The 12,672-nt window shown below is 44.5% G+C and carries 11 protein-coding genes; 5 read left to right on the plus strand and 6 right to left on the minus strand.

What is annotated here, in order from left to right:
• Nucleotides 1-108: 108 nt before the first annotated feature.
• Nucleotides 109-1,044 carry an ADP-ribosylglycohydrolase family protein gene (locus MH215_RS03765; RefSeq protein ID WP_239288232.1) on the minus strand — a complete coding sequence of 312 codons (936 nt, stop codon included), beginning with the start codon at nt 1,042-1,044 and terminating at the stop codon, nt 109-111.
• Between the two features lie 707 nt (nt 1,045-1,751).
• Here MH215_RS03765 and MH215_RS03770 point away from each other — a divergent pair.
• Together MH215_RS03770 and MH215_RS03775 are read left to right on the plus strand one after the other, a co-directional pair.
• On the plus strand, nt 1,752-2,420 hold the full coding sequence (locus tag MH215_RS03770) for an HAD family hydrolase (protein WP_239288234.1): 669 nt from the start codon (nt 1,752-1,754) through the stop codon (nt 2,418-2,420).
• Nucleotides 2,421-2,470: 50 nt separating this feature from the next.
• Nucleotides 2,471-3,643, plus strand: a complete 1,173-nt coding sequence (locus tag MH215_RS03775) for a mannitol-1-phosphate 5-dehydrogenase (protein ID WP_239288236.1) — start codon at nt 2,471-2,473, stop codon at nt 3,641-3,643.
• Nucleotides 3,644-3,784: 141 nt separating this feature from the next.
• Here the strand turns inward: MH215_RS03775 and MH215_RS03780 are convergent, their stop codons facing one another.
• The 3 genes from MH215_RS03780 to MH215_RS03790 all read right to left on the minus strand — a co-directional run bounded on the left by MH215_RS03780 (nt 3,785) and on the right by MH215_RS03790 (nt 6,472).
• Nucleotides 3,785-4,690 (minus strand): hypothetical protein, encoded by a 906-nt coding sequence (locus MH215_RS03780; RefSeq protein ID WP_239288238.1) that lies wholly within the window; start codon nt 4,688-4,690, stop codon nt 3,785-3,787.
• A gap of 139 nt (nt 4,691-4,829) precedes the next feature.
• Nucleotides 4,830-5,483, minus strand: a complete 654-nt coding sequence (locus MH215_RS03785; RefSeq protein ID WP_239288239.1) for a YkyA family protein — start codon at nt 5,481-5,483, stop codon at nt 4,830-4,832.
• An 89-nt stretch (nt 5,484-5,572) separates the two neighbouring features.
• Nucleotides 5,573-6,472: a polysaccharide deacetylase family protein gene (locus MH215_RS03790; protein WP_239288241.1), complete on the minus strand. Its 900-nt coding sequence runs from the start codon at nt 6,470-6,472 to the stop codon at nt 5,573-5,575.
• A 228-nt stretch (nt 6,473-6,700) separates the two neighbouring features.
• Between MH215_RS03790 and MH215_RS03795 the strand changes: the two genes are divergently transcribed.
• Nucleotides 6,701-7,645, plus strand: coding sequence for a DMT family transporter (locus tag MH215_RS03795; RefSeq protein ID WP_239288243.1), 945 nt, complete (start codon nt 6,701-6,703; stop codon nt 7,643-7,645).
• A 79-nt stretch (nt 7,646-7,724) separates the two neighbouring features.
• Nucleotides 7,725-8,579 carry a sulfurtransferase gene (locus MH215_RS03800; RefSeq protein WP_239288245.1) on the plus strand — a complete coding sequence of 285 codons (855 nt, stop codon included), beginning with the start codon at nt 7,725-7,727 and terminating at the stop codon, nt 8,577-8,579.
• Nucleotides 8,580-8,856: 277 nt separating this feature from the next.
• Here the strand turns inward: MH215_RS03800 and MH215_RS03805 are convergent, their stop codons facing one another.
• Entirely contained in the window at nt 8,857-10,413 is a 1,557-nt protein-coding gene (locus MH215_RS03805) for an acetamidase/formamidase family protein (protein ID WP_239288247.1), read from the minus strand.
• 676 nt (nt 10,414-11,089) lie between these two features.
• Complete coding sequence (locus MH215_RS03810; RefSeq protein ID WP_239288249.1) at nt 11,090-11,992, minus strand: CPBP family intramembrane glutamic endopeptidase; 903 nt, start codon at nt 11,990-11,992, stop codon at nt 11,090-11,092.
• Between the two features lie 84 nt (nt 11,993-12,076).
• On the opposite strand from MH215_RS03810, the gene MH215_RS03815 reads away from it, so the two are divergent.
• On the plus strand, nt 12,077-12,655 hold the full coding sequence (locus MH215_RS03815) for a TetR/AcrR family transcriptional regulator (RefSeq protein WP_239288251.1): 579 nt from the start codon (nt 12,077-12,079) through the stop codon (nt 12,653-12,655).
• Nucleotides 12,656-12,672: the final 17 nt, after the last annotated feature.

Genomic DNA, 12,672 nt, shown 5'->3' on the forward strand with positions numbered 1-12,672 from the left:
CTATAAACACAACTTATATAGTATACCGCCATGCTCTAATCCTGAACAGTAATTCTCGGTATTCAGATGTATGTCATATAACACGAACAAAGCCAAAATCACAGGATCTCACCCGTGATTTTGGCTTTTATTCGCTCTATGCCACAGCCCATTCACTACCTCATCTAACGTTTCTTGCATAGCCAGCTTCTCTCGCCATTGGACTGGAATGCCACTCAGACCATAATATGCACCGGCAATTTGCCCATACACAGCTCCAGTTGTATCTGCATCATCGCCTAAGTTTACCGCCAAGAGTGCTCCTTCTTCAAAAGTAGAAGATTTATAAAAAGCCCACAAAGCCGCTTCAAGCGAACGAACGACATAACCACTCCCTTGAATTTCGGGTGGCTCCTTGCGCTGATAAGACCCTTCCACCACTTCCTCTATGCCAGGGGAAAATGTCTTCGTTTCCCGCCACTGACGAATGGTCACTGGGGACAGCATGGTTTCTTTGCTCGCTCCCTGAAGTCCAGCCACCAGAATCGCAGCCAACACACCACAGGCTTCTACGCTTTCGGTTGTGGCATGTGTTGTTCGAGAACTCATCTCGGCATACCGCACCGCTTCTTCCGGGTGGTTAGCATAGGCCATTGCTACTGGAGCAAGTCGCATAATGGAGCCATTGCCTGCCGTATTCGGATTCGTAGATCCACTATATGGCTCCCCTGACACTGCAAATCGTTCCAAAGCGTTCCGCGTCGCCCCGCCAATATCGAAGCATGTTCCCGTACTGCTCATGTATCCCACTTGGTACCAGTTCGTATATCTTCGCATCTGATCTGCAGGGTCAAACGCTTCTCTACGCACCAAACTTTCTGCCAGACACAGAGCCATAGAGGTATCATCTGTCCATTGCCCAGCCTCTAACCCAAATACACCGCCACCCACCATATCCGTCATTGGTTCAAACGTTCCCGGGGGGCTGAACTCCACAGTTGTACCGAGTGCATCGCCAGCGGCAAGTCCGATGAACGTTCCATTAAAGCGATCTTGATCAAGCATCTTCCATTCCTCCTCTTCCATTCACCATCCAACCTAGATTAACTTCTTTCATTTTGACACATGCCTCAATGTGGCGCAAAAAGATTAATATTCCGCACTTAATTAGCCGTATTTCAATTGCCTTTCTTCTATTATAAAAGTGTCGAAACCTGTTGAACGGTTGTCATATTCAATAATCCATAAAAAAAGTTTAAAAAACGTAAACTGAAAATACAGTTTTTCCAGTACACCGCTTACATGCAAAAGGCATAACGATTTATGACTTTTTCTATTTTCTGAAAACACGTCATTCATGTGCAAATTCCCAATGTAAACAATCATAACGCGCTTGACCCTTCACTTTGTCCTATGTTACGGTTTTATTCAATACAGCGCATATTATTTTCCAATTTTATTACTTTAACCTGTTGTATGCGTCAACTAACATGCCGCAGGTTAAATGATACAGGAAATGAATTTGCAGAAAGTTTTCATTTCATCCCAAAACGATATAGGTTCAACTAAACTTTTTACACGAGAACGGAGAGGACAGAAATAACGTGAAGAAGCGAAGCGTTCGCCTTTATCACCGGATTTTCCCTTTGAAGAAGGGAATCCAAAAAATCTGGGGATAACAGCGATCGGAAGGTTATTCTGTTATCGGAGTGGCAAGTGTAAACATTCTTTAGTTGAACTTATCTAATTCTGAAACAGGAGGAAACAAATTTATGATTAAGGCACTGGTTTTTGATTTTGACGGAACGATTATTGATACAGAAACAGCATGGTATGTCGCTTTTCGAGATGCCTATAAGGAACATGGTGTTGACCTGACCCTGGAGATGTATTCACAATGCATTGGTACCAGTCTAAAAACATTTAATCCCTATGAGTACTTAATAACAGATTTGAATCTTCCGATCGATCGGGATGCGTTCAGGGAATCCGTTCAGTTGCATCACGCAGCACTGATGAACAAAGAACAAGTCAGACCCGGTATCCAGAACTACCTCGATGCAGCACGCGAAGCAGGATTGAAATTGGCCGTTGCGTCCAGCTCGAAGCGCGAGTGGGTTGAGCAACACCTCGAACAACTGAAGCTTAAGGATTATTTCGAAATAATCCGTACAGCTGACGATGTAGCCAATGTGAAGCCGGATCCAGAATTATATAATCAAGCCCTTGAAGCCCTTGGAGTAACTGCAGACGAAGCCGTCGCGATTGAAGATTCACCTAACGGCGCGCGTGCAGCTGCTGCGGCAGGTATTCACTGTGTCGTTATCTCCAATACCATTACCGGGACACTTGAATTCGACATGCCTCACCAACGGCTATCCTGCCTGACCGACCTCGAATTTAATGATCTGATCTCGAAGCCACTCGTCACTACGGTTTAAGTCTGAACGAATGCTGCTTCATTTCAATGATTAAAAGGGGGAGTTCACACATGAAAGCTGTACATTTTGGTGCGGGCAATATAGGCCGCGGTTTTATCGGTCATATGTTGTCCGCTTCCGATTACGAAGTCTGCTTTGTCGCACGTAACCCGAAGCAAATCTCCATGCTCCAGAAGAGGAAAGAGTATCCGATTACACTTGCAAATCGTGATCAGGATACAACGATTGTGAATAACGTAACTGCCATCAACGTTGGTGAACAGGATCGAGTAGCCGAGCATATTGCCTCGGCTGATCTGATAACAACGGCAGTTGGTGTATCAGCACTTGAGGATATCGCTGAACCGATTGCCAAGGGCATTCACCTTCGCATGCAACAACGTAACCCCGCTCCGCTCCATATTATCGCTTGTGAGAATGCTATCGGAGGAAGTACACGCCTTAAGAAGCGAATCTACCCTTTACTTGATGAACAGACTCGCCAGAAAGCGGAGCGCTATGTTGCCTTCCCTAATGCGGCTGTAGATCGGATCGTACCCGCTCAGGATCACCAGGATCCCTTACAGGTGACGGTTGAACCGTTCTACGAATGGGTTGTACATCGTCCCGCGTTATTGGATGGATTCAAAAAAATTAAAGGTGTAAACTACGTTGATTCTCTTGAGCCATATATTGAACGTAAAATGTTTACCGTCAACACTGGTCACTGTGTTGCCGCATACTTCGGATATCTCGAAGGATTCAAGACCATTCGACAGGTCATGAGTCACAAACCGCTTCGTGCGAAAATTCGTCATGTCATGGAAGAGACCGGAGCAATGCTCATCCAGAAACATGGCTTCGATCCACAGAAGCATAGCAGGTACATTGATACCATTCTCGAACGCTTTGCCAATCCAAACCTGACAGATCAGGTGACCCGGGTCGGCCGCTCACCTCTTCGCAAGTTATCGCCTTACGACCGGCTTGTTCGCCCAGCGATGCAGGCCAGTGAATTCGGAATAGCCATTCCTCATTTAACTTCCGCTATGGCAGCCGCGATGTTGTTCAACTATGAACGAGACGAGGAAGCCATGAAGCTCCAACACATGATTCGTGAGGACGGCGTCTCTGCCTTTATTCGCGAACGCATGGGTATTCCCGACGCACATCCCGTTCATGGGCAAGTTGTCGCTCGTTACGAAGACATTAAAGGGCGCAAAGAAGCTACTATTTTGACTTGATCAGATATTGATGTCTAGGTCATTCTTGAGATGAATAGAATAAGGGCTCAAAACTAAGACCTTAGAACAAACAAAAGTAAAAGCCGGGAGGAACCCATGCGCTTAAGCATAGTCCCTTCCGGCTTTATCATGTTTGTATCCTTATTTAGGAGAAACCTTTTCGTTCATGATGGAGTTCAACGACGCATATGCCATTGGCAAGAACCCTTCGGATGGCTCACCAATAGGTGCATTCACACGGAAGATAAACCCGTTCCCATCCAGCTCTTTCACAATATAATATTCTGTCTTCTTATCGTTCTGAGACATCATGTATAGCTGAGCATCATTCATCGATCCCGTGCTAAGCTCTTTCTTGGTTAATTCCTTAACCTCTCCAGTCTCTGACAGCTCTTCTTTTGCATCCATCTTCAAGAAATCCAGATTATAGTCAGAAGGCAACTTTTCAATCTCTACCTCATAATCAGGATCAATCTTCATCGTCAATTCATTCTCATCTGCGTCGAATGCCATCGGTTCAAATACATACAACGAATATCCATTACCCTGTGCCAGCGTGACGGGACGTTTCTCTGTCATTCCTTCCACAGTCACTTCTAACTCAGACGTCTTGGGACGATTCGATGTACCATTAGCACCTGTACTCGCACGATCGTCATCTACTTCAACCTTCGTAATTTCCTTGACCACAAGTTGTATGATCGTCGTATCTCCCGCAAAGGTTCTCTCTACATACTTGAAACGAACCGTATCCTCATCATCTATATCGTCGAATAAGGGCTGAACACTCTCTTCTACCTGGAACGACATCGGTTCATCCTTCACCCGGATCTCTACCGTATGAGGATCCGCCCAACCTGTAAGGATGCCTTCCGCTTCAATGACATCACCCTCTGCAGGTTGCTCCTCCGGTGCTGGCACAGGTGTCTGTTCCCCTGTATTGTTGGTAGGTGGTTGCACCGCCGGATTACTGTTGCCACAGGCGACGAGTGAGAACCCCATTACTAAAACCACTAATGATGCACTAATATTCATTGTATTTCGCATATGAACACCTCCGTTAGCTTATACGCAATGATGCTTGTCCATGTTGCTTGACATTTAACTGAGCTACTTACTAGTACTTACACCACTGACGTTAGACTCAATCAAAAGGTTACTCTCGTAGACAAGCACCTCATTACGCTTAGCTTGCCTGATCCATTTCCACAAGCTTAGCATTCGCACTGTTAAAGGTTTTGGTCTGGATATTGAACTGCTTCCTGAACTCGGCAACTTGCACATATTGCGCATTCCGTTCTCGAATTGCTCGTTTAATCTTTACAAGGTTCGGCTTAACGTCGGCTCTCATCATCGAATACAGTAGTTCTTCTGCATCCAAGCTCTGCTGATAGGACGCAACGAATCCGTCGAACGTAGCTGCTCTTACCTGATATTGATCCAGCACAGCCTGTGCTTGAGCCAACGTTTCTTCTTTTTCAAAAGACAATTCATCTAGAGACGTTCGAAGACCCTCAATCTCCTCCAACGTCTGCTTCATGACCGAATCTGCCTCGTCCAGCAATTTCCGACGTTCATTAATATGCTGGGCTGCCTGGTCTAATAGATCCTCAATATGGCTGTTTTTGTTCTTACCTTTACTCAGAATCTCCGTATATAATTCCATGTCTTCCTGCTCATGACGAGAAAGCTCCTTCAGGCTCTCATCGATCCCCTGATCTTGCTGAAGCCATTGATTCACCTGATTCGCCGCTGGTTCCTGTGGCTGTCCGCAGGCGGTAAGAAGCAGGATCAGCCCTATGCTGACTGCCGTCCACATTATTTTTATTCTGCCAAACACCTGATCGACTCTCTCCCTTTTGCATCTGTTATGCCCTATTTCGAATCTATTCCAATGTTCTCCTACAGTACGTGTTCTTGAACTACCTCTTATAAACGCGTATCTCCGCTAAAATTAGCAATCCAATGCGCACTCGGATCATATACCTCGAACTCATAACCACGTTCTTCTAGCATTTTCAAAATACGAGGCAATGCCTGTACGGTCTGTTCACGTTCATGCATAAGAATGACTTCTTTATCCCGATGTACGCTACTGCTGACGCGATCTACAATCTTATCTGGCTGTCCAGGCAGATTCCAATCCAGGGAGTCTGTGGTCCAATCCCACATTTTGAATCCGGCTGCCGCAATGTCTCCTCGGAATTTCTCTCCGATCTGCGGGCTGCTGCCATAAGGGGCGCGAATCAGATGAGGCGTGAAACCAATCAGCTCTTGTACCATCTTCTGTTCCTTCTTAAACTCCTTGACAAAATTCGAGGAACTACCGCTCTTATACAGTTTATTATAGTTATGCGTCATACTATGAAGACCGGGATAGCTGCCTTCTTTTACAAGCCGCTCGACCACCTCTTTGTGCTGATTCAACTGTCGTCCGATCATGAAGAAGGTAGCCTTCGCCTCATGTTGCTTCAAAATGTCTAGCAGTGTTGCGGTATGTTCACTTGGTCCATCATCAAAAGTTATGTATGCCAGCTTGCGAACCTGACCTTGGAACCTCACAGGCTCTTCCTTCACATCTGGAGTCATTGCAATCATGCCAAGCTTCGTTGGTTGCTCAATGGCCGTGATGGGTGGGGGTGCAACGTAATCTTTGATCCAGTGTGTCATTCCAATGAAAATATATGTTAAACCGGTTATCAGCATTACAAGAATCAGCAACGCTGCACTAAGTCTCCCATACCGGATTCGTCTACGTTTATGCGTCTTCATTCGGCTTGTTGTACGCGTAATTGCGCCTTTCTCTCCTGCTGTCTGCTCTACTCTCACTGCCAGGCCACTTCCTTAATTTCATTTTTTCCCGAATCTTGGTATATTATATCGTTTCATGTCTCTATATAGAAGATTAATAGAAAAGCCCTTTGGGAGAATGACAGAATAGTTACAAGCTCGGTTACAATCTACTTATCTATTTTCACATGATGCATTTCCTGCGGATTCATTCTCCTGTATAATGATTTCATTTACGCCATTTGACTTCAAGAAGGAGCTACACCCATGACAAGCTTGAAACATACCGGCAGATCGATTTATCTGCTCTTCTTTGTCGGTATCATTGCTATTTCGTTCTCTTCTATCTTTGTACGCTGGTCTTCCGCGGATGTTGCGGTAATTGCCATGTATCGGTTATTCCTCACCAACCTGCTAATGCTTCCGTTTGTCTGGAAGTACAGACATGAAATGTTACGCCTTAACGTCAGACAATGGGTATTATTAGGTGCATCTGGGGTCATGCTAGCTCTTCACTTCCTACTCTGGATGGGATCTCTGCGCCTAACGAGTGTTGCGAGCTCAACTGTGATTCTAGCACTCGAGCCAATTCTAATCTTGGCTGGCTCCATCTGGCTGTTCAAAGCTAAAGTGAACCGCATGATGATTATCGGAATGGGTATCGCACTGCTCGGTTCCATCGCTATTGGCGCAGGAGATTTCCAGTTAGCAGGAACCGCACTTCAAGGGGACATTCTCTCATTGCTCGGCACCATTGCTGTAGCGGTACACATGCTGTTAGGTCAGTTTTTGCGATCAGGGCTTAGCGCCTTTTCCTATAATTTCTGGGTATTCTTCGTCGCTGCCTGTACACTAGCTGTCTACAATCTAATCCAGGGTCATGCCTTTGGCGGTTATGCGGCATCCGAGTGGGGAATCTTCCTGTTGCTTGCCATTGTGCCAACGATCTTTGGACATTATCTCTTCAACTGGCTACTTCAATATATGAATGCAACGACGGTGTCCATGGGGGTACTTGGGGAGCCCGTTTTCTCGTCCCTGCTGGCCTGGATGCTGCTTGGCGAATCACTGAGTACGCTGCAGATGTCTGCCGGCGTGTTCATCCTATTTGGAGTGTGGATCTTCATTCGATATGGCAAAACGAAGCCACAACTTGCTCCCACCGAGGACAGTATTGTAGGGAACACCCCGGCTAAACCAACTATTGTGTAAAGTGAGCCGGGCAGTGCTATAGCTATATGAAACTCATGCGTTACAAACTAATCTAATCCTTATAAGGCGGTGTATTGTTATGAAAAATATTGTATCCATGCGCTGGTTGCTCGCCAGAATGTACGAACCAGATGTTGTCATTGCGGATTGCCGTTTCCTACTCGGTCAACCGACTGCCGGAAGAGAGGCATATGAAGCGGGTCATATTCCAGGGGCAGTGTACCTCGATCTAGAACAGGATCTTTCCTCCCCAGTATCAACTCATGGCGGCCGTCATCCCCTGCCTGATCCGGCTGCGCTCGCAAGTCGCCTAGCCAAAGCTGGGATCAGTTCTAACGCTCGCATCGTTGCGTATGATGATCAGGGCGGCATGAACGCCTCGCGGCTATGGTGGTTGCTACGTTATATGGGACATGAACAGGTGTATGTGATGGATGAAGGCTTTACCGCTTGGCAAAATGCGCAGTTCCCTGTTACGACAGATGTACCGGTTCAGATTCCATCTTCGTTCGAGTGGAACGTACAACCTCAGATGCTGGCAAGTGTAGAGGATGTGCAACAAGCGTCGGCAAGCGGTAGCGCCGTGCTCATCGACTCTCGCGATGCCCGCCGTTATGCAGGGCTGGAGGAACCGATTGATGCGAAGGCCGGACATATTCCGGGGGCTTTGAACTATTTTTGGAAAGACGTGCTTAATGCGGATGGTCGCTGGTCTGGTGTTGATGCATTGGAGGAGCGGTTCGTGAAACTGGGGAAAAATGATTCTATTATCGTGTACTGCGGTTCCGGTGTCTCCGCCTGTCCGAACGTGATTGCGCTGGAAGAAGCGGGATATACGAATGTGAAGCTGTATTCCGGGAGCTGGAGCGACTGGATTAGTTATGAGGAGAATGCAGTGGCTATAGGTAATAAGGAAGCGCACAAAGACGTATAGCAGTGTATCGATGTTGAATACATCGCCAGGTGGCTTATCTGCCCCGGCGATGTATTTTTCTATGTTCGGAGTCAACAACGATATCCAACTGACATTTGATTAAACGGTAGATCAACCGCTTATCTAACGCAATGAATGCAAATCTCCTATAATGACAATAGTTAGTAGTATGTGAGTTTAGGAGAAGTAGACATAAGGTAGCAGCTTTTTTTGATTCATGATAACTAAAAACCGTGATGGACATCTGTCCACCACGGTTGAATAATGAAATCGATTATTACTTTTTACTTAACGATACATTTGCTGTTAACGTCTTATCGATCGTCGTCCAGTTTACATAAGCACCTAGTATTTCATTAATAACAGAAACCGGAACTACGGTTTCGCCATTTAAAAGCTTAGGTACTTTACTATTGAACACTAGTTTATCGTTAATGGAATACACATCTGAACCAATTTGAGCACTTATATTTTTCGTGCCTAATTTGATTTGCGTTGAACGCGTCTTATGATCCCATTCTACTGTGCCGCCCAATAGCTCCGAAATGGTTCGAATCGGTACGTAGAACTCATCGTTATGAACAACCGGTTTGATTGACGTACCACCTACATTCATTGTAACGTCAACATATTCAAGGAAATCGGTCTTTCGAATGAGTCCATGAACCCCTTTCGTTCGGTCTACAACCTGAGATACTTCATAATCCGTTGCGGCCGATAGATACGCATAAGCCACACTTCGATCCATATCAAGCTTATCGGATAAGAATTGAATCGATTCACGTACTGATTCTTTCATCGCTTCATCCAAATCAGGATCCAGTCCAATGGGAATCCAATAATCCTCTGTTTCAGCAAAGGGTTGCGTGAATTCTCCACTATGCGGGATTGATGGATCACCTTTCTTTAACACCGTTAACCGAACAGTCCCCCTCAAGGAAGCTTCCAATGCAGTCAACGCTACTTCTCCATCCCCTTGAGCAAAGTGAGGATCTCCAGTATAGAATAGCCCGCCTTTAACTTGAATCGGATAATAAATAGTTGCACCAACACCCAACTCATTAATATCCATATTCCCTCCTGTTTCAATCGGTGGAATCGAACTCACAACTTCACTGGTATTCGGTGCAACCCCCATAACACCTAGAAACGGGTTAATGGGGAAACGTACATTTTTGCCAGCTTTTGTTGGTAATACCCCATACCAATTGCCGTTGATTTCTTCAATCGGCGTAAATATAGATACATTATTATATAATTCCGGTTTTGTTGCGCTAGCCCCCTCTTGTGGGCCTGTATTTTCTGGAAATTCGTCAGGTAGGGCACCTTTACCATGGCGGTTAGAAATGACACCATATGGTACTCGAGTTTGCAACGAGAGGACTTCTACTTTAAGAACATCTCCTGGCATCGCTCCCTCAACCGCTACTGGCCCAGTGATAATATGAGGTCCGTCTTTTACATAATCATGCTGAATCTCAGAAGCTGCAATTGCCTTCGCATCATCCAATACGCCATCGGGCGAGATACCATATTTGCCGAAGTACTCCACTGGATTTCTCCCTTGATCCTCGATCAGTCCCTCATGCGATACCGTATCAAATGTTACAGCGCTTCCTGATGGTACAGTAATAATAGGAGAGCTATCTCGATTAGGCAGTGATCCCCAGCGAATGTTCTCAATGGCAGACGTTACATAATAATCGCCTTCTACCTTATCGATGGTTGTTGGTTGCAGCGGCATACTAAAGCCCACTGAAGGTAGAGCAAATGTAAACATACCTACAATCCCGACTGAAACCCCTAATTTCCTAATCGTTCGGTTAATAAACATTACATCTCCTCCATCACATTATGTAATATTACCTAACATTTAAATACACATTAACATATAAATATATTTACAACAATGCATTTATGTGAATAAACTTTACATAAATTAACTATATATCAATATCACCTTATATACATAAATCCAATGTCATCACACTTCCTGTATATAAATTATGTAAAATTAAAAATATATCTAGCGCTTGAGAATCTCCTCCAAGAGATTTGAATATACGAAATAAGTTACATGAAAATAATGTCTGGCTTTCATGAATCTGATTCCGCTGGTAGGAACACTGCTGCACTCCGGGTCAGGTATAATCAACTGCCTGAATGTGCACTCGAAGAAGCGGGATTCTCGAAATTGAAGCTGTACTCCGGAAGCTGGAGCGACTGGTCAGTTATGAGGGAAACGCAGTGGGAATTTTGGAAGAGTAAGTGCGGAGTAAGGAGCACGGGTCTACATTATCTCAAAGACGAAAACACCGCCATGTAGGCTGATGCCTGGGGGCGATGTATTATTTGCAATGCCTGAGCGTGAACATGGAATCAACATGTAGAGGGTGAGGCCACATTCACTTTCATAACGAATGAAAATCTACATCATTCTGGGGACAATTAACTTATAGTCAACTTCGTTTGACAGAATAGCACAGGCATACTTATCCAGCTCTTCCCGCTCAATGAAGCAAGATCTGCAAAAGAAAATGAGGAGAAGCATTCATGAGTCCATGAATTAAGATAATCACCCATACTCTACGATAACGAGCCCATAAATAACCAAGAAACAGACCCGTTACCCCATGATTTGCAATCACTGTTGCCACATCAATATCCCACTGACCAGATCCTTGAATGGCGACATGCCAGATGGACCATAGTATTGAAACTAGTAATATGGCGGGCCATATTCCAAGCAACGCCTCCAACCGGGTTTGCAGCCATACCCGATAGAAAACTTCCTCTAATACGTTATTGATCATAAAACCAATCAACACCAGGAGAAGTAATTCTGTCGTATCGGTTGCAGTGATTGCTGCTTCTGGTTGTGCAACTGGGGAATAGAACCTTAGATAACACCACACCACAACAACGATTAGTGGTGCGATGACGTGTCTGTGGGTGCGAGGCTTTGCAGAGATATTATCTTGCTGCCCGCCAGTCGTTTTTCGATAAATCAGCAATAAACTCAACGGGATGAACAATAATGTCGTCAACTTGAACGTCAAATAATATAGCTGGAAATGTAATCCTTGCTGGTCTATCGTTATCAGAGAAACCGTAAATAAAACGCCTGACAACAATAATATAATCGATTGAACGACCAAGTGCTTTTTCTCCATTGGTTGGATAAAAGGGTGATATTGACTTTTATAAGGGATCACACGGATTAGAAAAATGCCAAAGAGTGACGGCAACAAACTATGCCATATTGGAATCACTGCCTCACGATCAGCTGTGTACCTTATATTCAAGTTTCCGGTCAACACTAACCACAATACAGCAACCAATATAATATTCATGCACAATAATCCGATTGCCCTTCCCCATGTTGGAAGCATTGCTTTGAATGGCTGACTCATTCCAATTGCACTCCTTTGAATTGCATGCCGCATTTCCCTCTTTATTTATTTCAGTTGAGTTAAATAATATGATATTCTGTGTGTATGCCAAAAATCGTAGATCATGAGAAAATGAAGAATATTATCGCTGAAGCAACTTGGAAAATCATTAGTGAGAAAGGCATTCATCATGCAACGTCAAGAACGATTGCGAAGGAGGCCGGATTATCTCAAGGAGCTTTAAGACATTACTTTTCAAAACAAGAGAGCCTTTTAGCGTTTGCGATGGAGTTAGTTAAGGAAAAGGTACTTATTCGACTAAGAAATCTGAATGGAAGAGAGCTTGCGCCTCAAGAAAGAATTGTTGAATACTTGCTTGAGTTAGTCCCGACTGATGAACAAACATTATTGGAGATGGAGGTTTGGTTTGCATTTGTAACCTATGGAAAAACACAAAAAGGGTTCGATGCCAATTATGAGGATCTCCAAAATGCAATCAAGAATTGCATTTTATACTTAAAGAATGAAGGTCTTCTGAGCACAACCGATGAAGAGAAGGAACAAGAAAAACTGTATGCCTTTATTAATGGAATGGCTCTCAATTTGTATCTGGAACCGGATAAGATAAATCGAACACGAAGTAAAGAAATGATACAAGACTATATCAATTGGATTATACGTTAGAGGAAAGCTCGATGCAT

Origin of the sequence: Paenibacillus sp. ACRSA (genome assembly GCF_022346845.1) — a bacterium.
In the GTDB taxonomy this organism is placed as follows: domain Bacteria; phylum Bacillota; class Bacilli; order Paenibacillales; family Paenibacillaceae; genus Paenibacillus.

Excerpts from the sequence above, each read along its gene's own strand:
- MH215_RS03765 (WP_239288232.1), bottom strand. The coding sequence starts at position 1,044 with ATGCTTGATCAAGATCGCTTTAATGGAACGTTCATCGGACTTGCCGCT.
- MH215_RS03770 (WP_239288234.1), top strand. The coding sequence starts at position 1,752 with ATGATTAAGGCACTGGTTTTTGATTTTGACGGAACGATTATTGATACA.
- MH215_RS03775 (WP_239288236.1), top strand. The coding sequence starts at position 2,471 with ATGAAAGCTGTACATTTTGGTGCGGGCAATATAGGCCGCGGTTTTATC.
- MH215_RS03780 (WP_239288238.1), bottom strand. The coding sequence starts at position 4,690 with ATGCGAAATACAATGAATATTAGTGCATCATTAGTGGTTTTAGTAATG.
- MH215_RS03795 (WP_239288243.1), top strand. The coding sequence starts at position 6,701 with ATGACAAGCTTGAAACATACCGGCAGATCGATTTATCTGCTCTTCTTT.
- MH215_RS03800 (WP_239288245.1), top strand. The coding sequence starts at position 7,725 with ATGAAAAATATTGTATCCATGCGCTGGTTGCTCGCCAGAATGTACGAA.
- MH215_RS03805 (WP_239288247.1), bottom strand. The coding sequence starts at position 10,413 with ATGTTTATTAACCGAACGATTAGGAAATTAGGGGTTTCAGTCGGGATT.
- MH215_RS03810 (WP_239288249.1), bottom strand. The coding sequence starts at position 11,992 with ATGAGTCAGCCATTCAAAGCAATGCTTCCAACATGGGGAAGGGCAATC.
- MH215_RS03815 (WP_239288251.1), top strand. The coding sequence starts at position 12,077 with ATGCCAAAAATCGTAGATCATGAGAAAATGAAGAATATTATCGCTGAA.